Raw genomic sequence first — 23,774 nt, forward strand, 5'->3', positions numbered from 1 at the left:
GGTCGGCCGTTCGGACATCCTCGCAGCGGAGCGTGAACCGCCCTCTTTGCTGCGCCGCACATAAGCACTGGCTTTTGATCGATCAAGCAGGTTATTCTGCTCGCCCTGATCGATAGAGACAATCAATGGCCACCTATCTCCCCACATTGAAGCAGCTGCAATATCTCGTCGCGTTGCAGGATCATGGCCATTTCGGGCGCGCGGCGGATGCCTGTTTCGTCACGCAATCGACCTTGTCCGCCGGCATCCGCGAGCTCGAGACGCTGATCGGCGTGGTGCTGGTCGAGCGGACACGCCGCGTCGTCCGCTTCACCCCGCTTGGCGACCGAATCGCCGACAAAGCCCGCCGCGTGCTGCGCGAAGCGGAAGAACTGGGCGACCTTGCCCGCGCCGCCGGACGGCCGCTGTCGGGCGAGATGCGCATGAGCGTGATCCCGACCATCGCGCCGTTCATGCTGCCGCGCATCCTGCCGCGTCTGCGCCGTGATTACCCCGATCTGAAGCTGTTTCTGCGCGAGGAGCCCAGCGCCGCCGCATGCGAAGGCCTGCACCATGGCCGTACCGATTGCGTGCTGCTCGCCCTTCCCTATGCCTGCGGCGAGGTGTCGAGCGAATTCCTGTTCGACGACCGGCTGTTCGTCGCGGGGCCCGAGGCCGAGCTGGGCAGTTCGTCACTCACCATCCGCGCCGCCGATATCGACGAAACCCGGCTATTGCTGCTCGAGGACGGGCATTGCCTGAAGGATCATGCGCTCGCCGCATGCAACCGCCCCGAATTGCGCGCCGAAGCGACCATGCTCGGCACCTCGCTGCACACGATCGTGCAGATGGTCGACAATGGCCTGGGCGTGACGATGCTGCCCGAAATGGCGCTGAAAGCGGGTATTCTCGATCATACCGGCTTGACAGCCCGCGCGCTCGACGCTGAGAATCCCTCACGTCAGATCGCCCTGGTCTGGCGCCGTGCAAGCCCGCGCGAGAAGGATTTCCGCCTGCTCGCGAATGTGCTCGCCGAGGTGCACTGAGCAGTCCGCACGACAGACGGCGGAACCCATTTGTGCGCTGAATCGTACATTTAACCGCGTGCCGGACCCGGCACGACACGGTTTTACAAGTTGGAGAGACAGATGAATTCCTTTGCCAAACTCCCTTTGGCGGCGCTTGCCGGCGCTCTTTCAATGGCCGCAATGACGGCTTCTGCCAGCCCGTTGCAGGACACGGCCGCACCGGCGGCTCAGGCAGCACCGGCGGCGGCGCAACCAGCCAATCCCGCTGTCGGCGGTGCGGCAATGGATGCCACAAAGACGATCGTCGACAATGCCGGTGCCGCCCCCAATCTCTCCACCTTGGTTTCCGCGGTGAAGGCCGCCGATCTTGCCGCCACCTTGTCGGGTCCGGGCCCGTTCACCGTCTTCGCGCCCACCAACGATGCCTTTAGCCGCCTTGCCCCCGGCACGGTCGACACATTGCTCAAGCCCGAGAACAAGGCGACGCTGGTCAAGGTCCTGACCTATCATGTCGTGCCCGGCACGATCACCGGCGCACAATTGCTCGCGCAGATCGACGCCGGCGGCGGCAAGGTCGTGCTGAAGACGGTCGAAGGCGAGCCGCTGACTGTGACGAAGGAAGGCCAAGCCGTGGCGCTGATCGATGTCAACGGCAACAAAAGCTATATCGAAGTGCCGGACGTCCGTCAGTCGAACGGCGTCGTCCATGTCGTCAACGGCGTGGTCCTGCCCAAACTGAACTAATCCGGTTCGCTCCACCGCGCGGCGGCGGCATCGTCGCTGCCGCGCGGTTCGACCCAGCGGGCATTGCCCCCACGCGTTTCGCGTTTCCAGAACGGCGCATCGGTCTTCAGCCGGTCGATCAGAAAAGCGCAGGCCTCCAGGGCCGGTGCGCGATGTGCGGCGGCGGCGCCGACAAAGACGATCCGCTCGCCCGGCTGCATCAACCCGACACGGTGAATCACCGTCACCGCCAGCAGCGACCAGCGTCGTGCCGCCTGCTCGGCCAGCGCCAGCAATGCCGCATCAGTCGCGCCGGGATAATGTTCGAGCTCCAACGTACTGACGCCGTCATCGGCGCGAACCAGGCCGGTAAAGGTCGCGATACCCCCTGCCCCGTGCGCCTCGATTGCCGAGAGCTCTCGTGCGAGATCGATCGGATCGGCCTGAACGACAGCGCGGATCATCCGCCGGTCACCGGGGGAAAGATCGCCACTTCTCGTGGGCGGCCGAGCGGTGCCTCGAGCGGCACGAACAGCTGATCCACCGCGGCCCGCAACCGGCTCCGATCCGCGAACGCCCGCGCGTGCCCGTCGCTGCGAGCGGCCAGCCAGTCGATCAGTTGCGTCACCGTGGAGACCGATTCAGGCGGATCGATCCGTTCCTGCCCGACACCGATCGCTTCGCGCACCCAGGCGAAATACAACATGTCGATCGCCACGGCTCAATCCATATGCTTCAGGCCGACGCGCAAATAGTCCCAGCCGGTCACCAGGGTCAGCGCCGCCGCGCCCCACAAGGCGGCAAGGCTGACTGACTGCACCCACGGCCAGGCCGGCAGGCCGCCACCGAGAATCAGGCCACCGAGCGAAACAAGCTGCAGCGTCGTCTTCCATTTGGCGAGCTGCGACACCGGCACCGACACCTGCAATTGCGCCAGAAACTCGCGCAGCCCCGACACCGCGATCTCGCGCAGCAAAATGACCAGGGCAGCGACCTGATGAATGCCGGTGATCACCGCCGGGCTCGTATCGCGGGTGCTCACCAGCAACAGGATGACCGCGGCGACCATGATCTTGTCGGCGATCGGATCGAGGAAGACGCCGAGCTTCGAGACGGTCCCTTGCGCACGCGCCAGATAGCCGTCGAAATAATCGGTGATGCCCATCAGGCAATACAGCACGAACCCGGCCAGATAGCCGGCGGGCCAGCCCGGCCACCACAGGAACCATGCCAGCAACGGCACCGCGACGATTCGCGACAGAGTGAGCAGGTTGGGCAGCGTCAGCATGACATCGCTCTAGACCCGCCCACGGCCCGGCGAAACCCATCACGGAAGCGCTGGTGGGACAGATGCCCAGGCCGGACGCCCCGGATGGCCGCCAGATAACCGGTTGCCGCTCTGCCACCGCCTCGTCTATGTCCGCGTCACCGTTTCGCCACAAACAAGGCCGGATTTGACCATGCTCACTGCGCTCGGGTTGCTGAAAGAGCGCCGTTTTCTGCCCTTGTTCACCACCCAGTTTCTCGGGGCATTCAACGACAATCTGTTCAAGACCTCGATGGTCCTGTTCGCGACCTATCAAATCTTCAACGACCCGGCGACGGAATCGAATTTCAACGCGCTCGCGACCGGGCTCAGCATCATTTCCTTCTTCCTGCTCTCGGCGCTGTCGGGCCAGCTTGCCGACACCACCGACAAGGCGAAGATCATCCGCATCGTGAAAACGGCGGAAATCCTGATCATGCTGCTCGGCGCCGCCGGGCTGCTCGTCGCCAAGGCGGGCCATACCGGGGTCGGCATGTTCATGATGCTCGCAGCGGTGTTCGGGCTGGGGATCCATTCGACCTTTTTCGGGCCGATCAAATATGCGATCCTGCCCCAGCACCTGAAACCCGAGGAAGTGCTCGGCGGTACCGGCCTGGTTGAAGCCGGCACCTATCTCGCGATCCTGATGGGCACCGTGGTTGCCGGCTGGATTTCGGCCGAAGGAGCGGCGATCACCGTCCTGGTGGTCGCGCTGATCGGCTGGTTCTCGGGCCGGCAAGTGCCGCCGGCGCCGCGCGAAGGCGCCGTGCTCAAGCTCAACTACAACCCCTTTACCGCGTCCTGGCGGCTGATCGCCGCGACGATGCACATCCCGCGCCTGTTCCTCGCGATCTGCGCCATTTCCTTCTTCTGGACGATCGGCTCAGTGCTGATCATCATCTTCCCACCGCTGGTGAAGAATGTGCTGACCGCCGACGAGCGCGTCGCGAGCATGGTCATCGCGATCTTCTCCGTGGGTGTCGCGATCGGGTCGGTGGTCATCAACACCATGCTGAAGGGCAAGATCTCGGCGAAATATTCACCCGTCTCGGTGATCGCGATGGGCGGGTTCGTGGTGGTCTTCTCACTGCTCGCGCGGAGCTGGATCCCCGCCAGCGACGGGCATCTTTACGGCATCGTCGAATTCCTCACCCAGCCGCGTTCGATTCCGGTGATCCTGTCGCTGCTGGCGATCGCGATCACCGGCGGCATGTTCGTGGTGCCGCTCTATGCCTTCCTCACCACCACGGTGACCAAGGATCAGACCGCTCGCACGGTGGCGGCGAACAATGTCGTCAATTCCGGCGCGATGACGGTCGGCGCTTTCGGGGTGCTGTTCCTGATCTGGCTCGGCGTATCGCCTGAAGACATGCTGTTGCTGGTCGCAGGCATGTGCCTGGTCTCGGCCTGGATCGCACAGAAGCTGCATCTGGCCTGCGACTAGGGTTTGATCCAGCGGCGCCAACCCGCTCCCCGTTCGGACTGACTCTCCGACAGGCTCAGCGCGAACAGGAGCATGGGGATCAACGCCGCGTGGAAATGCTCCGGCGCAGGGCCAGGCTCAGAAAATGAAGCTGTAGATGCAGATGAAAAACGCCGTGAAGCTCAGCACGAAGAGCTTCAGATCACCATCGTCATTGCGCAGGCGCTGAACGTTTCTGGAGACGTTCCTCGCCGGCGCGAGGGTCTGCCGGAAGGGGTGACGGGGCGCTGGAGCGCCGGGGGCAAACTGGCTTCGCATGACCAACAGTTAACGCCGCGTTTACGATTTCGACCAGCGCAACTTATGGTTACCAAAGTCTTAATTCGGGACGGTCGCACATGGCAGTTGCGGCGCGGCGTCGTGAGGTCTAGGCGCATGCGGCGATGTATCCGGCGTCTTATCAATCCTCGTCGGACCGCCGCCGCGCCACGGCCCTCGGGCTGGCGCTCATTGCCCATATCCTGGTCGTGATCGTGCTGGTTCGACTCGCCCCGGCACAGCCGCCCCCGCCCCCCGAGCAGCCCAGGCCAAAGACCTTCCGGATATTGCCCGAGCCCAAGCCCACACCGCCATCACCGATCGTCGCCAAGGCCAAGCGCCCGAGCGGCGGATCGCCCCCGCCGCGCCCGACCCCGCCGGCCGAGGCCCACGCACCGACGCCGCCCAAGCCCGAAATGCCGTTCCTGATCGGCGGAAAGGAAATGTTCGAAGCCGCGGACCTTTCCAAACTGCCAAAACACCCCGGCAGCGGCGAGGGTAACTCGTCGGGCAAGGACAGCGCCTCCACCTACGGCCCGGGCGATGGCCCCGGCGGCGAGACGCTTTACAACGCCGAATGGTACCGCGAACCGACCTCCGCCGAGATCAACGGCTATCTTCCCGCCAGCGCCCATCAGACCGGGTGGGGGCTGATCGCGTGCAAGACGATCCCCGATTACCGCGTCGAGAATTGCCGCGTGCTCGGCGAATCGCCACAAGGCTCCGGCCTGGCGCGGGCGATGCGCCAGGCCGCCTGGCAGTTCCGGGTCAGGCCACCCCGGATCAATGGCCGTCCGGTGATCGGTGCATGGGTGCGGATCCGCTACGATTTGACCATCACCACCGAAAAGTCATCGAACGGGCCACCGGCACCGGGCGAATAGCCCGTAAATCCAATATGTTCGATGCCTGGCGCATCGATCGTCGCACGACAAATGCGCAAAATTAACGCAAAAAACTTGAGGGGTGGCTGAACCAGCTGCGTATTAATGGTGCGGATTGCGGCTCAAGAATTTCTCCATAAGTTATTGTTATAAAACAAATAATCTGTATTGACCTGTATATACAACCAGTGCTCTCTGGCCGAAATCAAAATGCAAAACAGGGAGCAAGGGCATGGATACGAGGACGAAGCTACTGGTCGGCGCGGCGCTATTGGCGGTGGTTTCCACCCCCGCGATGGCACAGACCGATGAAGCCGCCGACACCGGCGCAACAGCGCAGAACAACGACTCACCCGCCGGCGACATCGTCGTCACCGGGTCGCGCATCCGCCGCCAGGATCTGGCCGGCGTCGGCCCCGCTACCGTCGTCTCGGCCGAGCAGATCGAGAATACCGGCCTCGTCAATATCGAGACCGTGTTGCAGCGCCTGCCAGCCAATGCGGGCTTTGCCGGCAACCAGACCTCGGCCTATTGGACCGGCAATGGCTATGGCACGGCACAGGTCAATCTGCGCGGGCTCGGCATCAAGCGCACGCTGGTCCTGCTGAACGGCCGCCGGCTCGTCGCGGGCGGGACCGGCGCCAATTCGTCGCCGGATCTCAACATGATCCCGGTGGTGGCGCTGGCGCGCACCGATGTGCTCAAGGATGGCGCATCGGCGATCTACGGTGCGGACGCGATGGCGGGCGTCGTCAACCTCATCACCCGCAACGATTATGAAGGATTCGGCGTCAGCGCCCGCCAGGGCATCTCCGCGCGTGGCGACGGCCGGGATTTCACCGCCGATCTGATCTGGGGCATCCGCAATGACCGCGGCGGGTTGATGGCGGCAGCGACTTATCAGACGACGAGCGCGGTCAACATGGCGAGCCGGGCGCCCTGCTCGCTCGCCGAAACCACGCCGGGCAAACTTGCCTGCGTCAACAGCGCCTCGACCATCGGCGGCCGCGCCGTGCTGCCCAACGGCCAGCAGATCAATTTCAACCAGGTGCCCGGCGGCAACGGCAATTTCTACGAGCCCTACAGCGCGGCGAAGCATAATTTCAATTCGACCCCGTTCCTCAACGCCGTCAGCCCGGTCGAGCGCATCAGCACCGCGCTGTTCGCGGACTATCAGATCACCGACGGTGTGAAATTCTTCGGCGAATTCCTCTATACCCATCGCAAGTCGAACCAGATCGCAACACCGGGAACGCTGCGCAATCTCGCCATCTCGGCCAGCAACCCGACCAACCCCACCGGCCAGAACATCGTCCTGGTCCAGCGCCGCCTGGCCGAGCCAGGCGCGCGCCAGTTCTTCCAGGAAACCAATACCTGGCAGGGAACCGCGGGCCTGCGCGGCAAGTTCGCCAATGGTTGGGCATGGGAAGTGGCCGGCAGCTTCGGCCGCAACACCGCAGTGGACGGATCGACCAATGTCGCCAACCTCGAGCGCGTCGGCAACACCATCAATACCAGCAAGTGCAGCATGACCGCCGGTGCGGCGATCCCCTGCGCCGACTATCTGGGGTTCGGCGATCTCACGCCGCAAGTGCTCGACTATATCCTGTTCACCTCACGCGATCGCGGCGGCAATCAGCTTGCCACGGTCACCGCGGACCTGACCGGCAAGCTGTTCGATCTGCCGGCCGGGCCGCTCTCCTTCGCCACCGGTGTGGTCTATCGCAAGGAAAAGGGCTGGCGTAATCCCGATCCGCTGACCGTGCTCGGCGTTGCCAACACCAACCAGCAGGACCCGATCTCCGGTTCGAGCACGGCAAAGGAAGCCTATCTCGAACTATCGGTCCCGCTGCTGGCCGATACGCCCCTGATCAAGTCGCTGACCCTGGACGGCGCGGTGCGCTATTCGAACTATGATTTGTTCGGCGGCGATTGGAACTACAAGTTCGGCCTGGACTGGCAGCTGAACGGCAGCATCCGGATGCGCGGCACCTATGGCACCGGCTTCCGCATCCCCAATGTCCCTGAATTGTTCGGCGGCGTTTCCGAAGGCAATCTGACCACCACCGATCCGTGCAGCCGTTATGCGGCGAGCGGCAATGCGACACTGATCGCGAATTGCCAGGCGTCGGGAGTTCCCGCCAATTATGTCCAGCTCGGCACCACCATCCTGACCACGGTCGGCGGCAACCAGAAGCTGCAGCCCGAAAGCTCGAAGAGCTGGACGATCGGCACGGTGGTCCAGCCCAAGGCATTGATCCCCGGCCTGTCGCTCACCGCCGACTGGTTCGAGATCGACATCAAGGGTGCGATCCGCGCCATTCCAGGCTCGACCAAGCTGGCGGTCTGCTATGCCAGCGCCAATCTTTCCAGCAGCTTCTGCAAGGATTTCACGCGCAGTCCGCTGACCGGCGAAGTCACCTTCCTTTCGGCGCAGCCGATCAATACCGGCCGCGAGCAACTGAGCGGGCTCGATCTCGGCCTGGTCTATAACCGGACGGTCGGCGGTGTCGCCGTTTCGTTCGATCTCAACGCCACCTGGCTGAGCAAATATGTCGTGACGCCTTTCCCGGGCGGTGCGCCGATCAATTTCGACGGCCATATCGGCGGCGGCAATGGCGGCTATCCGAAATGGCGCGGTTATGGCGTGCTGAACGCGAAGAAGGATGGCATCGGTATAACCTGGTCGACGCAGTGGATCGGCAAGGCCACGGACTTCAACGCATTGCCCGGCGCGATCGGCTATCGCACGCCCAATGTCTTCTACCACAACGCTCAGCTTGCGTTCGAAGTGAATGAAAAGACGCGATTCCAGCTCGGCATCGACAATATGTTCGACCGGAAGGCGCCCTATATTCAGAGCTTCACCGATGCCAACACCGACACCATGACGTACGATCTGCTTGGACGGCGATTCTATGTCGGTTTCCGCACCGCGTTCTGAGCCGGGGGCAAGATCATGGCAAAGCTTCGCTGGCCGCTCGTCATCAGACGGACGCACAAATGGATCGCGCTGTTCGTCGGCCTGCAAGTCCTGCTCTGGACGCTGACCGGCTTCTATATGGTCGTGGTCCATATCGACACGATCCATGGCGACCATCTTGTGCGCCCGCCAGTGGTTCGGCCCTATGATCTCGCGAACCTCGTGTCGCCGTCACGCATCGTGGCGGCGGCACCGGGAACGTCCGAACTGCGGTTGCAGCGCTTGTTCGATCGCACCGTCTGGCGCGCCGAAACGCCCGCCGGACCAATGCTGTACGACGCGGAAACGGCCGAACGGCTTGCCCCGCTGGCTGAGCGGGATATCCGCGCGCTCGCCCGGCGGATTTACGCCGGCAGCGGGGAAATCGTATCAGCCAGATTGCTGACCAAAGCGCCACAGGAGATGCAATCGCGCAAACCGCCTTATTGGCAAGTCGAGTTCCAGGGGTGGAACCGACCCACGCTTTATCTGTCGCCCGTCACCGGCGAGCTCATCTCGCGGCGTCATGCGCTGTGGCGCGCCTTCGACATCGCCTGGATGCTCCACATCATGGATTATCAGGATCGCACCAACGTCAACAATCCACTCCTGCGGGTGGCCACCTGGAGCGCATTCGCCATGGCGCTGAGCGGCGCATGGCTGCTCATCTGGTCCTTCCCGCGCCGCAAAAAGAAGAAGGCCCCCGGGAAGCAGAAGGTCATGGCATGAAACGTATCCGTCTCTCCCCGCTCCTGTTCCGCCGCATCCATAAATGGGTCGGGCTGATCCTGGGGCTGCAATTCCTGCTCTGGGCGCTCAGCGGTTCGATGATGGCGTTGCTCGACAGCAAGGAAGTCGGCGGCCATGACATGGCGGCGGGGCATACTCATCCGCTTCCGGCGGACGGCCCATTGATCGATCCGGCCCGCATCTCCGGCATCGGCGCAGTGTCCGGTGTGGTGTTGCGCGATCTTGCCGGGCGGCCCGTCTATGAGTTGCGCACCGCGAAGGCCCTGCAACTGGCCGACGCCAGCGACGGCACGCCAGTGATCGTCGACGCGGAGACCGCGCAGAGCGTCGCCGCGATGATGAACCCGGCACCAGTGCGCAAGGTTGAAGCGCTGGCGAAACCCAATCTCGAGGCGCGCGAGCATGCCGGCCGCCAGTGGCGAGTCGATTTTGCCGATTCCGCCAACAGCAGTGCCTATGTCTCGGCCGAGTCCGGACGTTTCCTGGTCATGCGCGGCGACACGTGGCGCACCTGGGACTTTTTCTGGATGCTCCACAATATGGATTATGTCAGCCGGTCCAGCTTCAACCACCCGCTGATCATCTTCATCGCCTTCGGGACGCTCTGGCTGTCGGGAACGGGCTTCTATCTGTTGTTCAAAAGCTTCGGGCGCACCGACTTCCGCTGGCTGCGCCGTCGCCGGAAAGTCGCGGCGAAACCGCTCTAGCGATCGCTGGTCGAGAAGGAGGCCGACAGCTCGAAACGACCTCCCGGATGGGTCAGCCAGGCATGTGACACGAGTCGCGCACGGCTCCAGGTCCGGCGCGTCATGACGAGCACCGGCTCCTCCTTGTCGAGCCCCAGCATGCCGCGCACCCGGTCGTCGGGCATGGCGGCGCGGACCCGGTGCTCGACGCGTTCGAGTGGCGCAATCCGGGTGAGATATTCGTTGGGCGTCGTCGCGGTGAAGTCGATCCCGCCATAGTCCGGTGCGATTGACGCCAGCACGAAACGGTCCTCGAGTTGAATCGGAAACTCGGCTTCGTGATGCACGATGACCGAGTGGAACAGCCGCGTCCCGGCGGAGACGCCAAGCAGCGAGGCGGTTTCCGCCGTTGCCCGCACATCCTCATTCTGGATGATCCGCGCGCGATACTCATGGCCCCGGCCACGCACTTCATCGGCAATGTTGCGGATCTCGATCATCTGGCCGATCGGCCGCGGTTCAGCGATGAAGGAGCCGATGCCGGCGCGACGCACCAGGATCCCGGCGCTTTGCAACTCGCGCAGCGCGCGGTTTGCCGTCATTCGCGAGACGCCGAAGCGGGACACCAGCTCGGACTCGGACGGCACGCGGTCGCCCGGCTTCAAGGTGCCGTCGCGAATACCGTCGGTCAGAGCTTGCTTGATCGCGGCGTAGCGCGGCCCCGTCAGGCCGTCTGCCCGATCAACTGCGTCAGTGAAGGAAGCGGGCGCAGCATCGGCGTGTCTCATCACCTGTCTATACAGGTACGAAGCGCGATCCGCCATGCGTTCGATCCAGACTGGCTGCGATCACATGGCAATGATAACAATGATATACCCGGGCTTGCGGATGAGCCTGCCGCAGGCCTCAGCCATTATGGCGGGCAAAGACCCGTCGCCCCCCCGGCCCGAATGCGATCACATCATACGCTTCAGGGCGCATACCGGCCATTTCCATTCCCGGCGATCCCAGCGGCATGCCGGCAACCGCCAGTCCCTTCACACCCCTGGGCCGCTGCGTCAGCACACGCTTCATATCGGCGATCGGCACGTGCCCCTCAAAGGCCATGCCATCGATGATCGCGGTGTGACACGACGACAAGGCCGCAGGAACGCCCTGCGTCTTCTGGAAAGCGGCGCGCTTCTGGTCGTCGACCATCTTTACGTGCCGGCCGAATTGCTGGCGGACCTGCGCCACCCATTTTTCGCAGCAACCGCAGCCCGGATCGCGATGGACGAGGACGTCATTGGCCGCGATCGCCGCCGAAGGAGCGCCCAGCATCAACAGGGCAGCCAGAAAATCAGGTTTCTTCACATCTCACTCCTCTAGCCCGATCTAAAAAGCCCGGCCCTAGAACCATGTCCGCACGCCGATGACCAAGCTCGCGGAGCTCGCATCCTCGCCCGCGGCACGCGCAAACCGCGCCGTATCGCCAACGGCACGGTCCCAGGAAATACCGATATAGGGCGCGAATTCGCGGGCGACTTCATAGCGCAGGCGCAAGCCCAGTTCGACATTGCTCAGCCCCGATCCGATGCCGTTTTCACGCACATCCTGCGCAGCCAGGTTGAGCTCGACGCGTGGCTGAAGAATGAGCCGCTGGGTGATGCGCTGGTCATAATAGCCTTCGAGCCGCGCCAGCACATCGCCCTTGTCCGACAGGAACAACGCACCCTCCACCTCGAACCAATAAGGGGCGAGCCCTTCAAACCCGACCGTCGCATAGGTCCGTGACGGGCCGGGCGTGAAATCATGCCGGATACCGGCCTGGAGGTTGAAATAGGGACCGATGGCACGGCTGTAGAGCGCCTGGATCTCGGCATCCTCCACGCCTTCGCCAAACGTGCCCGACCCTTCGGACTTGACGACGAGCCGGTTGATGTCGCCACCGAACCAGCCCTCACCTTCCCAGCGGAACCCGTCACGTCCCTTGCGCACCTGATATTCGGCCAGGTTGAACATGATCTGCGAGAAGGTCCCGCCGCCATGTTCCTTGCGCAGCATGGCGCGCGACGCGGCCATGGCCTCCGCACCCCACACCGTATCGGCATAGTTCGGCTCCCCGGCCGCCGGCGCGGATCCATCCCCGGCGGGCAGCGCCGTGCCGCCCGTGCCATGCTCAGTCATCCCGGGCATCGCCTGAGGTGTCGGAGACTCCGCCTGGACATCGGGCTGCGGCATCGCGGGCATGGCCGGCATGACATGCCCGGCATGAGGATCAGTCTCGGGCACCATCACCGCGTCCTTATGCGGTGTCGGCGTGTCCGCGGGTCTGGTCGCGGGCTTCGGTGTTGGTTTCGGCGCGGCTTTCGGCGCTGGTTTAGCGGGCATGGCCATGCCCGGCATGGTCTGGTCCATAGTCTGGGCGCCGGCCGGAACCGACAGCAGAAACAGCGCGCCGCTTGCGAGCAGGCCAGCGCGGATCATGCGCTCGCTCCCAGCCGCGGCCGGACGGTCACGACCTGCATCATGCCGGCATGCATGTGATAGAGCATGTGACAGTGAAACGCCCAGTCGCCCACAGCGTCGGTGGTGACATCGAAGGTCACCTTGCCGCCCGGCTGGACCTGAACCGTGTGCTTTCTCGGCGCATATTCGCCGTGCCCGGTGACCAGTTCGAAGAAATGGCCGTGCAGGTGAATCGGGTGCCCCATCATCGTGTCGTTGACGAGCGTGACGCGTACGCGTTCGTCCTTCAGGAACGGGATCGGCTCCTTCACCTCACTCAGTTTCTCGCCGTCGAACGCCCACATATAGCGTTCCATATTGCCGGTGAGGTGGATCTCCATCGCACGATCGGGCGCGCGGACATCGGGGTTGCGATCGACCGCCATCAGGTCGCGATAGACCAGCACGCGGTGTCCGGCATCCGCCAGGCCCTGACCCGGTTCGCCGGTACGATCGACCGGCATCGGTGAAATGGTCTGGACCGTCGGCGTCTTGCTGACCGTCGGCGCAGTGGAGAAATCGCGCATCGAATGGCTCATGCCGCCGGCACCATGATCCATCCCCGCCATGGCACCGCCCGCTGCGTCCGGCCCCGCCGGCGCGGGCGTACAATGCCCCATTGCGGCATGCTCGGGCGCGCAGCCGGCCGTGCCGGCAACAGGCGCGGCGCCCATATCGCCCATTCCCATGTCCTTCATGGTCGCGAGCGGGCGCTTCCTGAGCGGTGGCACATCCCCCACCATCCCTTCGCGCGGCGCCAGCGTCGCCCGCGCCATCCCCGATCGATCGACCGTCTCGCCGATCAGCGTATAGGCGCGGTCCTCGGCAGGCTCGACGATCACGTCATAGGTTTCGGCGATCGCGATCTGGAATTCGTCGACCGTCACCGGACGGACATTGAGCCCGTCGGCCTGGACGATGGTGAGCTTGAGACCGGGAATGCGGATGTTGAATGTGGTCATCGCCGAGGCGTTGATAAAGCGCAGCCGGACTCGCTCGCCGGGACGGAACAGCGCGGTCCAATTGTCGCGCGGACCGTGGCCATTGACGAGATAGCTGTAGGTGGAGCCCGTGACATCGCTGATGTCGGTCGGATCCATCCGCATCCCGCCCCATGCCCGCCGGTCCTTGAGCGGCTGATCCTCGCCTTTGAGCAAGCCGGCGAGCGTCTGCTTCTGGTAATTGAAATAGCCGCCCTGCAGCTTCAGCTTGCGGAACAGGGCGTGCGGATGAAGCGGACTATGGTCGGAGAGCAGGATGACATGCTCACGGTCCGACCGGATCGGATCGACGCCCGCCGGATCGATCACGATCGGGCCATAATGCCCGATCTGCTCCTGCAGCCCCGAATGGCTGTGATACCAATAGGTCCCGGCCTGATGGATCGGGAATTCATAGGTGAAGGTCGACCGCGGCTTGATGCCCGGAAAGCTGACACCCGGCACGCCGTCCATCTGGAACGGGACGAGCAGGCCATGCCAATGAATCGAGCTGTCCTCGTCGAGATCGTTGGTGACCGATAAGCGAACGGTCGTTCCCTCGCGCAACCGTACTAGCGGGGCCGGGACGCTGCCATTGATACCGATGGCGTGGCTTTCGCGGCCATCGACGGTCATCATCTGATGCGCGATGCGCAGCGAAATCTCGGTCCCCGACACGGTCGGCAGCGGCCGGACGATCCCGGCCGAGACCGGTTGCGCCCAGGCGGGAAACCAGGGGGCAAAGGCGGCGCTGCCGCCGGCAACGGCCGCGGCCCGCAGCAGCGAGCGGCGATCAAACATCGATACGGTCATGATTGTTGCTTATACTTCCAGGTCTACGGGCGCCCCATGCATTCATACGCGCGCGCAGATTCAATCCCTCAGAACTTCGTTCAATTTCGTCCGCGCGCGATAGACGCGCATTTCGACCGCCTTTTCGCTGATGCCAAGCAATTGCGCCGTCTCCGCCTGCGACAGCCCCTCGACCGCCTGCAGGATGAACGGCTCCTTGAGCGTTGCGGGCAGCCGGGCGATCGCGCGCATCGCCCGATCCAGCTCCTGCTTCGCCACCAGCGCGTCATCGATCGGCACGACGGTGTCGGCCACCTGCTCCGCGTCGCTGATCGGTGCGGCGAAGGTCAGGAAGCGGCGAACCGCCCGCCGCCGTGCCCAATCATGGCATTTGTTGATCGCGATACGCGCGATCCACACCCGGAAGGGCCGCGACCGATCATAACGGCCAAGCGCGGAAAAGGCCGCGACGAAGCTGATCTGCGTGACGTCGAGCGCTTCATCGGCATCGCCGATATGGCTGCGCACGATCCGATAGACCCAGTCGCGGTGACGCCGCATCAACTCGCCATAGGCAGCCTGTCGCCCGGCGGCGGCGAACATCGCCAGGTCGCCGTCCGTACAGCCGGCGAGGTCAGTGGTCACCGCTCCTTGGCCGTCAGCGCTTTCACCACGACGTCGTCGAACCTGGTGGCCTGATCGGGGCGAAGGACGCCGCGCATGGCGAAGATATGCTCGAGCGTTTCCTTCTGGAGTTGCCCCATCGCCTGATGCGAGCGGTCGACCGCGGCGGCCACTTTCGGCCCATAGCCGCGCTCGGCCTCGATCGCCGTGGCGAGGCGGGCATTATCCGCCCGCAGCTCCCCTTCGAGCGCACGGCGGCGAACCGCAAAGCGCTGCTCGATCACATCAATCGCGGCATGTTGCGCCGTATCGAGATTGAGCTGACTATGGAGCAGATCGTGCAGTTCATTCTCGACCGGGGGCTGCGGCACGACATATTCGCGGCCGACCACCACGCCGGCAATCGCCGCCGCGAACGCGATCAATGCGATCAGGATGACCCGGCGATAGTCCCTCATTCGTCGGCGCCGAGCAATGTCGAGGGCGCGAGCGCGGATGGCGGGCCGAAGGGTGAGATCGACGCGGCCCTGGCGGGGCTCGCGGGATAGGCCGAGCCAACGATCCCCAGCACGAGCGCCATCACAGCGGCCACGCCAAAGGCGGTACCGTTGAGGCGCGTCGCGGCACTGGCGCGCGCGCCCAGCGCGTCCATCACCGCCGTGTCGATCGTTTCCAGGCCCGGATGCACCGGACTTTCCCGAAGGCGCGCCAGCATGGCGTCAATATCGGTCATGCATCATACTCCCATGCTCAGTTTCTTATACGCGTCGTTCCCGACCAGCCCTCACACTCTTGCACGAAAAAGCCGAGGGATGCCCGTCGCCCTTGCGTATTGGAGACTATCGCCCCCTGACGGAGATACCCATGAATTTCGTACGCCCGCTGGTCGCCTCATTCATCCTGGCTGGACTGGCCATCGCGGCCCCCGCCGTCGCGCACCCCAAGCTCCTCTCCTCGCAACCGGTGGCGAACGCATCGGTCGCCAAGCCGAGCAAGATCACATTGGTGTTCAGTGAGACGCTCGTCGCACAAATGTCGGGCATGACCGTGGTCATGACCGGCATGCCGGGCATGGCCAATCACGCGCCGATGAAGATGAGCGGCTTCAAGACCTCCGTCGCCAAGGATGGCAAGACACTGGTCGCGGCCTTTGCCCGGCCGCTCCCGGCTGGCACCTATCAAATCCAGTGGCATGTCGTATCGACCGATACCCACCGGGTCGACGGCAGCGTCGCGTTCACGGTAAAATAACCGCATGGACGACTGGCCGATCATCGCCGTCCGGTTCGGGCTGTTTGCCGATCTCGGGCTGCTGGCGGGCATTCCGCTGTTCGGCCTCCTGTCATTCAGAGGCGCGGATCGGGACGGGCCCGGCCTGATCCCGATTCGCGCACTGACCTCGGCACTCGCGATCCTCGGCATTATCCTTTCCGCGTTCGGCTTCGTGCTTCAGGCCGCGGCAATGGCGGGTACGCCCGTCGGCGAACTCGATGCGGCGCTGTTCCGCATGCTCCTGTCGGAAACGGCGATGGGCTGGGCGCTGATCGCCAGGCTGGCGGCGCTCCTCGCAATCCTGGGATGTGGGCTGGCCGTGAAGCGGCGATCGGCCTCAACGCTCGCTCCCGTCTCGCTGCTGGGCGCCGTCGCGGTCGCTACCCTCGCCTGGTCGGGTCATGGTGTCTCGACCGAAGGCATTGCCGGATGGCTTCATCTCGGCGCCGACATCCTGCACATGCTCGCCGCAAGTGCGTGGCTCGGTGCGCTTTTCGTCCTGCTATGGTTGGTGATGCGCAGCCGGACCGGCACGGACGTTGCACGCATCCGGCTCGCCCATCACGCGCTACGCGGCTTTTCGATCATCGGCACGATCATCGTCGCGACGATCGTCGCCACCGGCCTGGTCAACGGGCTGTTCCTGGTCGGCCTGGACCGCATCCCGACGCTGACGACGACACTCTACGGGCAATTGCTGATCGCAAAGCTGGCGCTGTTCGGCAGCATGCTCGGCCTTGCCGCGCTCAACCGCTATCGCCTGACCCCCAATCTCGACGCTGCGCTCGAAACGGACGCGCCGCAACAGGCCCTCGCCTTGCTGCGCTACAGCCTCGCCGCCGAAACCAGCCTGGCGCTTTTGATCCTCGCGCTGATCGCCTGGCTGGGCACGCTCGCACCGACCATTTCGGGGAGCTGACGGCGGCCACGGCGACTCCGTGCCTCAGACACGGAACGGTGTGCGCCGCAGCGGTGCCGAGGATATCTCGATACAATGATCGTCGCCGTCTTCAAAGAAGGCCTGCGCACCGATTGCCGCGTTGTGTCCCGTAATTTCGGCACCATAACTCCCCGTAATTCCAGCCAGCGAAAAGCGCTTCCCGAATCCGATCCCGGCCTCCAAGGGCGTGCGGGCGCTAGTTTTTGCGCGAGCTGGAGCGACCGATGAAGACCATAACCCTCATGGCCCTGCTGTTGGCTGCCGGGACGACGACCGTCATGGCGCCGTACCCGACTCTGGCGCAGCAGGCGACGACGGCAGCACCGACGCCGCCCGATGCGGCCGACGATATCGTGGTCACGGCGCGGCGCTCGGGTGCGCCGATGTGGACGATCGGGACGACCGCGGGGGTCGTCATCCTGGTCGGCGAGATCGCGGAAGTTCCCAAGGCGACACCGTGGCAACCGGAGCGGTTGGAGGGAGCGACCGAACGCGCGCAGCGCATCATCCTCGGCACCAAGGCGAAAATATCGCCCGGCGACATCTTCCGGCTCATCTTCAAGGGCGGCAAGCTCACCAAGCTGCCCAAGGGGCGCGTCGCGGCGGACTATCTGAACCCGCAGCAACTGCAGCGGCTGCAAGCGCTCGAACGCCGCTTCGATCAGGATTATACGCGGCAGAATTTCCTGATGGCGGCATTCGACCTGCTGTCGAAGCGACTCGCATTCAATCGCGATACGACTGACGACGCCTCCGACATCGTCCGCAAGGCCGCCCGTCACGCGAAGATTCCCACCCAGCCGGTCGGCGAAGTGCGCGGTGAGGATATGCTCGACAATCTCTTCGGGGCTGCGGCCGAGACGCATATCCCGTGCCTTGAGGCAGCGATGACCGCGACGGAGGTCGGCCCCGACGTCGTGACCGAGCGCGGTCGGGCCTGGACCAGGCTGGACGTACCGGCGGTGATGGCCAATCCGCTCGAGGAGGCGCTGGGGCGCTGCTGGCCCTGGACCAATGACGGCTTTGGCTCCACCCTGCGCCAGCAATGGGTCGACGCCATCCGCGACGCCACAGCGAAACCCGGCGCCACGCTCGCGGTCGTGCCGCTCAGGGTGCTTGCCGAGCGGGACGGGGTGCTGGACCAGCTCGAAAAACGGGGCCTCGATATCAGCGGGCCGGTGTGGCGGGACGATTCAACCGCCAAATGAAGCCCAAGCAATATCAATTGCTATGAAGGGAATGGTGGAGCCGTGGTCTGTACGTCTGATGTCCCAGAGGAAGCCAGAACGTCTCTAAGGCTTTGATTTTCATACGAATCGATGCACCGAGCGTTTCTGGCAGCCTCTTAAAGTCCCACAACTTCCGAACCGGAATGTGGGACCGAATGAGGGACGAAAGAAGCGCTCCATGACCGGACTCACAGCTCTGCGTGTAAAGAATGCAAAGCCCGGCCGCCACGCCGACGGGCAAGGACTCTATCTGTTGGTACGCGAAACTGGTTCGCGATCTTGGGTACTCCGGACGCAAATGGGCGGCAAGCGCCAGGACCTTGGACTAGGGTCGGCAGCGAGACTGTCATTGGCACAAGCCCGAACCAAGGCTTCCGAGTTACGGGCCAGGATCAAGAGCGGCGAGAATGTAAGGGCGGACGAGCCCGCTCCCCAGCCCTCCGTGCCCACGTTCTCCGATGCGGCTCGCGCCTGCCACGAAGCGATGAAGAGTGGTTGGGCGAACAAGCGCCATCGCGATTCGTGGCTGGCCTCGCTTGAGAATCACATTTTTCCGGCGATTGGCGCCAAGGCAGTCGATCAGGTGACGAGCGTCATGGTTCGTGATGCGCTCGTGCCGATCTGGCTCTCGATCCCCGAGACGGCTCGCAGAATTCTGCAGCGCATAGGAACGGTGCTCGACTATGCGCATATCGAGGGATGGTGCCACCATGAGGCGGCGCTGAGATCCGTAACCAAGGGCCTTCCGCGACAACCTACAGAAGAAGGGCATTTTGTCGCCATGCCGTATGTCGACGTGCCGGTGCTCGTTATGCGGTTGACCGACCTTCCGGAAACCGCTGGCCGCGACGCGCTTCTGTTCACCCTCCTCAATGCCGTCCGCTCGGGAGAGACCCGCCTCGCCTCATGGCCAGAGTTCGATCTCAAGTCGGGCGTGTGGACGATTCCGGCAGTGCGTATGAAGATGAAGAAGGAACATGTCGTCCCCCTCTCTCCAGCGGCCGTGGCAATCCTGGAACGACGGCGGCGACTTCGGTCTGACGAGGAGGGGCTGGTGTTCTCGACGGACGGAAACAGGCCGCTAAGCGACATGACCATGACGAAGGTTTTACGTGACCTTGGCCATGAGAAGGTGACCGTTCACGGGTTCCGGAGCAGCTTCACCGATTGGGCGGCCGAGAAAACAAGGACCCCCAAGGAGGTCGTCGACAAAGCGCTGGCCCACAAGCTGGTTGACCGTGTCGAGGCGGCATATCGACGCACGGATTTCTTCGAACGGCGGCGGCGGCTCATGAAGGCCTGGGCCGACTATATCTCCGAGAAATAAAAGCGAGAAAGTTAGGCAAACGTAGGGAATTGCGCGTTTTCTGCGAATTACGGCAGATTGACGAATTTCGCTCCCACATCCTCGTCGGGTCGATTTGGCCGACGGCTCGATCGATTCACTCGCCGCCGCGAAGCCGGAACCGGTCCGGGTCCTGCGGAACGGTCGCGCTACCGCCAGCGAGCACCGACCGGTAGTTCGCGAGTTGGGGATCCTTGGTGCGTTGCATCTCCTGGAACAGAATATCCTTCATGCGCGCGGCCCGGCGTTTCTGCGCGGGGTCGTCGATCAGGTTCCGGCGCTGTCCCGGGTCGGACTTCAGGTCATAGAGCGCGAGGCGCACACCGTAGACATACTGTTTCACGCGGGCTGCCATATTAGCGTCTGTCCGTGCCGCTTCGATCATCGCCGGATATGTGAGTCCGAGCATGCTCTCTAGCCGCAGGGTGAGTTTGCCGTCTGCCCAAGCGGAGAAAATCAGCGAGTATCGATCGTCCTGGACCGCGCGCGTCGGATAGGAGAGCCCGCTGGACACCTCGTTGACGTAGGTGAACACGAACTCCTGGGTTCCGCCGCTTTCCCCCTTGATGATCGGCATCCAGGAGCGTCCGTCCAGTGCGGGCGGTGGCGGAGCGCCGAGCAGCTCCAGGACCGTGGGCAGGATGTCCAGATTGGTAGTGAGGTTGCGAAACTCTCTCGCCGGCCCCATTCCGGGCCATGAGATGAGGACGGGCACCCGCGTTCCGTGATCGTAGCATGTCGCTTTGGAAAACGGGAACGGCATACCGTGGTCGGCACAGAACACGATGGCCGTGTCCTCCTGATGCCCGCTTGCACGGAGCGCGCCGAGGATGTGGCCGACCGCAGCGTCGAGGCGCTGCACGCTGTTCCAGTATTGAGCGATCTCAGCCCGAATGGGAGGGAGATCATCGAGCATCGGCGGCACGACGACGTCACCGGGTCCGACCTCGCGGGCGATCTTGTAGGGACCGGCATCGCCATGGTCGACCTCGGCCGCGGCCGGGCTTCCATAGAATGGGCGGTGCGGATCGTTGATGTTGCATTGCACAAAGAAGGGCTTCGATTGCGCCTCCGCCTCGGCGATCGCGACCTCTGCGCCCTGCGCTTGGAGCAGCGTGTGACGGCCCTTGCCCTGCTGGACGAAGTCCCAGGGGAAGGACGACTGGGGCATCATGTGGTCGACCTTATGGATGGCGCCCGCGAAGTAGCCCTGCGCCTTGAGGATGGTCGTCAGGCTGGGCGTGCCATCGGTCATCGGAATGAACCCTGTTCCTCCATTGTGGTGCGGCAGCAGGCCGCTCATGAACGCCTGGCGCGACGGCATGCAGATCGGCGCGACCGTGCGATTGTTCACGAACCGATGCGATCGCGCCGCGAGCGCATCGAGGTTCGGCGTCAGGTTCATGCGCCCTCCCATGAAGCCGAGCACGGACCAGTCCAAGTCGTCTGCAGTTATAAAGAGCAGGTTGAGTCGCTTGCGAAGCACGGGAGCCGCTTGTGCCACCAACCGGACTGGCAGGACGCCGGCCAGCGCAAGCGCGGCTGCTCCCCTGAGCAGGTCGCGCTTGTGCAGGTGGAGGGCCAGCTTCTCGTTCGGCATCATTTTGTACGTTCCTGGTTAAGCCGGATGACGCAGCGGAACCCCATGTGCGAGGTCGACGTATCGATCGGCTGAGGCCACCTAGCGGCCGGTCTGTAGCGTTGGCAGTAGCTCGGTGTGCAGAGGTGGGATCCTCCCTTCGCGACCTTCCTGACGGTCGCGGACGCCGAGGTCCGGCCCCCGCCACCGCAGCAGGGCGCATCGGCCGCCTTGCCGTCCCGGTAGTCGTCGGCAGTCCATTCCCAGACGTTGCCGATCATGTCGTAAAGGCCGAACGGATTGGCCGGATACGACTTCACCGGACTCGTTCGTTCCAGTCCAGCCGGCGCGTCGTTCCGCCATGGGAACGCGCCGCTCCAAGTCTTGGCCATCACGCGGCCGGCAGGGTGGAGCTCGTCGCCCCATGCATAGGCCCGACCCTCAAGGCCGCCGCGTGCCGCGTATTCCCACTCGGCCTCGGTCGGTAGCTGCTTCCCCGCCCAGGCGGCGTAGGCCAACGCGTCACTATACGCGATGTGCACCACGGGATGCCGTCCGAGACCCGACAGGTCGCTGTCCCGACCGAGAGGGTGCCGCCAGTCGGCTCCAGCAAGATAGCTCCACCAGCTGACCGGACCATCCAACGGAACCGGCTGCACCGGTGGTGTGAAGACGATCGATCCCGCGACGGCGAGCGTCGGATCCATGTCTGGATAGCTAGCCGGATCGGGGGGCAGTTCGGCGAACGTCACATGACCGGTCTCTGCGACGAAGCGAGCAAACTGGGCGTTGGTGACCGGCACCTCGTCGATCCAGAAGGCGTCGGCCTGGGCGCTCCGCATCGGCCGCTCGTCGTCGTAAAAATCGTCCGACCCCATCAGGAAGGTGCCGCCGGTCAGCCGCCTCATGCCCGAGAACCGGCCCGAGCGAGGGGCAGCCGAGGTTCGCGGTGGTTTGAATCGCGCCGACATCCCCGATCAATACACCAGCTCGGTGGACTTGGCGCACATCTTGGCCGCCACTGCGGCGCGGCGCGGCCACAGCGGCGCGGGTAGCGATGCGCGCCAGTCGTCGATCTTCTTGCCCAGGCGGCGCGCGACTGCCGGATTCCTCTGCGACAGATCCGTGAGTTCTCCCGGATCCGCCGTAAGGTCGTAGAGGTGCGTTTCTCCCCTGTCGCGGGACTGCCAGAGCTTCCAGGCCCCCCTGCGCGCCGCGAACACCGGATCCTGTCCCCAGACCAGCGTTCGGTCGGCCATGCCGCGGTCACCACGCGCCGCAGCGATCAGATCGCGCCCGGCCAGCCCGGCTGGCACGCCGCCGCCGCTCGCCCCTAGCGCCGTCGGCAGTATATCGAGCGCGCTCACCGGCGTGGCCATCAGTCCCCGCGCCTTCAGCCTCTTGGGCCAGGAGACAATGAACGGCACGCGCGTGCCGCCTTCGATATAGGTGAACTTTCCCGCTCCGAAGGGATGAGAGCAGTCGCACGCCCCGAACTGCGCGGGGCAGCCGTTGTCGGACATGAATACGATGAGGGTGTTGTCCCGCTTACCACTTCGGTCCAGCGCGTCGAGCACGCGCCCCACGCCGGCGTCCATCGACGCGATCATGGCGACGTAGGTGCGCCGGATCGGATCCTTGATCTCCGGGAAGCGGTCATACCACTGCCGGGTGACCTGCAGCGGCCAGTGCGGGGCGTTGTAGGCCAGGTAGAGGAAGTAGGGCTTATGCTTGCCCGCAGACTCGCCGATGAAGTCGACGGCATGCTCGGTGAAGTCGTCCGTGAGATAGCGCGAATGGTTGGGCACGATCGTCGCGTCTGGGCCCGTCACGGTGTTCCAGACCGGCTTGCGCGCCATAGGCTTGTCGCTCTTGGCGGGCGTCGTGACGATCCCCGGCGTGCCAGGATCGGCGTAGAGCGCCTCACCCGACAAGAACCCATAGAAATAGTCGAAGCCGCGGCGCATAGGATAGTAGCGCGGACTGGCCCCCTGATGCCATTTGCCTATCGCGCCAGTGCGATAGCCTCGGGCGTGCAGCCTGTCCGCCATCGTCGTCTGGTCGAGTGGCAGCCCCTGATCCTGCTGACCGCTCTCGTCGATATTGTAGGTGAGACCGTAGCTCTGCGGCATCTTTCCCGTCAGGATCGCCGCCCGCGAAAGCGAACAGACTGAGGCGGCAGCGTAGCCGTTCGTGAATGCGACGCCGCTTCGCCCCAACCGGTATAGATTGGGGGTCGGCACGGTCGAGCGCCCGTATACCGACACGTCAGGCCATCCCAGGTCGTCCACCACGATGATGATGATGTTGGGCGCCGCCACGGCCGGCGGCGCAGTCGCGCCGGGCGCTGAGGACCCAAGCAGGAAAGCGATGGCCGCCAAGGCAGCAGCACGGCCGGCCCATCCCCGTCCGGTCCTGCCCGTGCTTCGCGATTTGTCGACCGGACCGATCCGACGGAGCCTTGCCA

The 23,774-nt window shown here is 64.2% G+C and carries 25 protein-coding genes; 11 read left to right on the forward strand and 14 right to left on the reverse strand.

Going from position 1 to position 23,774, the window contains the following annotated elements:
- The first annotated feature begins 125 nt into the window (after positions 1-125).
- Complete coding sequence (locus OO12_RS10785; protein ID WP_034158682.1) at positions 126-1,025, forward strand: hydrogen peroxide-inducible genes activator; 900 nt, start codon at positions 126-128, stop codon at positions 1,023-1,025.
- Positions 1,026-1,187: 162 nt separating this feature from the next.
- Positions 1,188-1,751 (forward strand): fasciclin domain-containing protein, encoded by a 564-nt coding sequence (locus OO12_RS10790; RefSeq protein ID WP_052215755.1) that lies wholly within the window; start codon positions 1,188-1,190, stop codon positions 1,749-1,751.
- Here OO12_RS10790 and OO12_RS10795 read toward each other — a convergent pair.
- Genes OO12_RS10795 through pgsA form a run of 3 tightly spaced genes read right to left on the reverse strand, consistent with a single transcriptional unit; the run spans position 1,748 to position 3,018 of the window.
- A complete protein-coding gene (locus tag OO12_RS10795) occupies positions 1,748-2,194 on the reverse strand; it encodes a molybdenum cofactor biosynthesis protein MoaE (RefSeq protein ID WP_034158683.1) in 447 nt (148 codons plus the stop codon). The two genes, OO12_RS10790 and OO12_RS10795, sit on opposite strands and share 4 nt — an antisense overlap.
- A complete protein-coding gene (moaD, locus tag OO12_RS10800; protein ID WP_034158684.1) occupies positions 2,191-2,448 on the reverse strand; it encodes a molybdopterin converting factor subunit 1 in 258 nt (85 codons plus the stop codon). Before moaD ends, OO12_RS10795 begins: the two co-directional genes overlap by 4 nt.
- A gap of 3 nt (positions 2,449-2,451) precedes the next feature.
- The gene (pgsA, locus tag OO12_RS10805; protein ID WP_034158685.1) at positions 2,452-3,018 is read right to left on the reverse strand and encodes a CDP-diacylglycerol--glycerol-3-phosphate 3-phosphatidyltransferase; all 567 of its coding nucleotides are present in this window, start codon (positions 3,016-3,018) and stop codon (positions 2,452-2,454) included.
- Between the two features lie 172 nt (positions 3,019-3,190).
- Here pgsA and OO12_RS10810 point away from each other — a divergent pair, with 172 nt between their 5' ends.
- Positions 3,191-4,480 carry an MFS transporter gene (locus OO12_RS10810; RefSeq protein WP_034158686.1) on the forward strand — a complete coding sequence of 430 codons (1,290 nt, stop codon included), beginning with the start codon at positions 3,191-3,193 and terminating at the stop codon, positions 4,478-4,480.
- 117 nt (positions 4,481-4,597) lie between these two features.
- Here the strand turns inward: OO12_RS10810 and OO12_RS10815 are convergent, their stop codons facing one another.
- A complete protein-coding gene (locus OO12_RS10815; RefSeq protein ID WP_034158687.1) occupies positions 4,598-4,777 on the reverse strand; it encodes a hypothetical protein in 180 nt (59 codons plus the stop codon).
- Positions 4,778-4,902: 125 nt separating this feature from the next.
- Here OO12_RS10815 and OO12_RS10820 point away from each other — a divergent pair, with 125 nt between their 5' ends.
- From OO12_RS10820 to OO12_RS10835, 4 genes are all read left to right on the forward strand, one after another.
- Complete coding sequence (locus tag OO12_RS10820) at positions 4,903-5,661, forward strand: hypothetical protein (protein WP_034158688.1); 759 nt, start codon at positions 4,903-4,905, stop codon at positions 5,659-5,661.
- Between the two features lie 232 nt (positions 5,662-5,893).
- Positions 5,894-8,605, forward strand: a complete 2,712-nt coding sequence (locus tag OO12_RS10825) for a TonB-dependent receptor domain-containing protein (protein ID WP_034158689.1) — start codon at positions 5,894-5,896, stop codon at positions 8,603-8,605.
- 15 nt (positions 8,606-8,620) lie between these two features.
- Positions 8,621-9,352 carry a PepSY domain-containing protein gene (locus OO12_RS10830; protein WP_034158690.1) on the forward strand — a complete coding sequence of 244 codons (732 nt, stop codon included), beginning with the start codon at positions 8,621-8,623 and terminating at the stop codon, positions 9,350-9,352.
- Positions 9,349-10,080 carry a PepSY domain-containing protein gene (locus OO12_RS10835; RefSeq protein WP_034158691.1) on the forward strand — a complete coding sequence of 244 codons (732 nt, stop codon included), beginning with the start codon at positions 9,349-9,351 and terminating at the stop codon, positions 10,078-10,080. Before OO12_RS10830 ends, OO12_RS10835 begins: the two co-directional genes overlap by 4 nt.
- On the opposite strand, the gene hutC is transcribed toward OO12_RS10835, so the two are convergent.
- The 7 genes from hutC to OO12_RS10870 all read right to left on the reverse strand — a co-directional run bounded on the left by hutC (position 10,077) and on the right by OO12_RS10870 (position 15,675).
- Positions 10,077-10,847 (reverse strand): histidine utilization repressor, encoded by a 771-nt coding sequence (hutC, locus tag OO12_RS10840; RefSeq protein ID WP_052215748.1) that lies wholly within the window; start codon positions 10,845-10,847, stop codon positions 10,077-10,079. The two genes, OO12_RS10835 and hutC, sit on opposite strands and share 4 nt — an antisense overlap.
- Positions 10,848-10,965: 118 nt before the next feature.
- On the reverse strand, positions 10,966-11,379 hold the full coding sequence (locus OO12_RS10845; RefSeq protein WP_034158692.1) for a DUF411 domain-containing protein: 414 nt from the start codon (positions 11,377-11,379) through the stop codon (positions 10,966-10,968).
- A gap of 69 nt (positions 11,380-11,448) precedes the next feature.
- Positions 11,449-12,525 (reverse strand): copper resistance protein B, encoded by a 1,077-nt coding sequence (locus OO12_RS10850; RefSeq protein WP_034158693.1) that lies wholly within the window; start codon positions 12,523-12,525, stop codon positions 11,449-11,451.
- Entirely contained in the window at positions 12,522-14,339 is a 1,818-nt protein-coding gene (locus OO12_RS10855) for a copper resistance system multicopper oxidase (protein ID WP_034158694.1), read from the reverse strand. Before OO12_RS10855 ends, OO12_RS10850 begins: the two co-directional genes overlap by 4 nt.
- A 60-nt stretch (positions 14,340-14,399) precedes the next feature.
- Positions 14,400-14,963 carry an RNA polymerase sigma factor gene (locus tag OO12_RS10860; RefSeq protein ID WP_034158695.1) on the reverse strand — a complete coding sequence of 188 codons (564 nt, stop codon included), beginning with the start codon at positions 14,961-14,963 and terminating at the stop codon, positions 14,400-14,402.
- On the reverse strand, positions 14,960-15,400 hold the full coding sequence (locus tag OO12_RS10865; protein WP_034158696.1) for a periplasmic heavy metal sensor: 441 nt from the start codon (positions 15,398-15,400) through the stop codon (positions 14,960-14,962). The genes OO12_RS10860 and OO12_RS10865 overlap by 4 nt, the downstream gene beginning before the upstream one ends.
- On the reverse strand, positions 15,397-15,675 hold the full coding sequence (locus OO12_RS10870) for a hypothetical protein (RefSeq protein ID WP_034158697.1): 279 nt from the start codon (positions 15,673-15,675) through the stop codon (positions 15,397-15,399). The genes OO12_RS10865 and OO12_RS10870 overlap by 4 nt, the downstream gene beginning before the upstream one ends.
- A 131-nt stretch (positions 15,676-15,806) precedes the next feature.
- On the opposite strand from OO12_RS10870, the gene copC reads away from it, so the two are divergent.
- The 4 genes from copC to OO12_RS10890 all read left to right on the forward strand — a co-directional run bounded on the left by copC (position 15,807) and on the right by OO12_RS10890 (position 19,710).
- Complete coding sequence (gene copC, locus OO12_RS10875) at positions 15,807-16,193, forward strand: copper homeostasis periplasmic binding protein CopC (RefSeq protein WP_034158698.1); 387 nt, start codon at positions 15,807-15,809, stop codon at positions 16,191-16,193.
- 4 nt (positions 16,194-16,197) lie between these two features.
- Entirely contained in the window at positions 16,198-17,133 is a 936-nt protein-coding gene (copD, locus tag OO12_RS10880; RefSeq protein WP_034158699.1) for a copper homeostasis membrane protein CopD, read from the forward strand.
- A 245-nt stretch (positions 17,134-17,378) separates the two neighbouring features.
- Positions 17,379-18,362, forward strand: a complete 984-nt coding sequence (locus OO12_RS10885) for a TraB/GumN family protein (RefSeq protein ID WP_235364748.1) — start codon at positions 17,379-17,381, stop codon at positions 18,360-18,362.
- A gap of 199 nt (positions 18,363-18,561) precedes the next feature.
- Positions 18,562-19,710, forward strand: a complete 1,149-nt coding sequence (locus OO12_RS10890; RefSeq protein ID WP_034158700.1) for a tyrosine-type recombinase/integrase — start codon at positions 18,562-18,564, stop codon at positions 19,708-19,710.
- 115 nt (positions 19,711-19,825) lie between these two features.
- Here OO12_RS10890 and OO12_RS10895 read toward each other — a convergent pair whose 3' ends face one another.
- From OO12_RS10895 to OO12_RS10905, 3 genes are all read right to left on the reverse strand, one after another.
- Positions 19,826-21,331, reverse strand: coding sequence for a sulfatase family protein (locus tag OO12_RS10895; RefSeq protein WP_235364749.1), 1,506 nt, complete (start codon positions 21,329-21,331; stop codon positions 19,826-19,828).
- Positions 21,328-22,215: a formylglycine-generating enzyme family protein gene (locus OO12_RS10900; protein WP_034158701.1), complete on the reverse strand. Its 888-nt coding sequence runs from the start codon at positions 22,213-22,215 to the stop codon at positions 21,328-21,330. Before OO12_RS10900 ends, OO12_RS10895 begins: the two co-directional genes overlap by 4 nt.
- Positions 22,216-22,284: 69 nt before the next feature.
- On the reverse strand, positions 22,285-23,628 hold the full coding sequence (locus OO12_RS10905; protein ID WP_235364750.1) for a sulfatase family protein: 1,344 nt from the start codon (positions 23,626-23,628) through the stop codon (positions 22,285-22,287).
- Between the last annotated feature and the right edge of the window lie 146 nt (positions 23,629-23,774).

The sequence above is a fragment of the Sphingomonas sp. ERG5 genome, assembly GCF_000803065.1.
Classification (GTDB): Bacteria; Pseudomonadota; Alphaproteobacteria; order Sphingomonadales; family Sphingomonadaceae; genus Sphingomonas.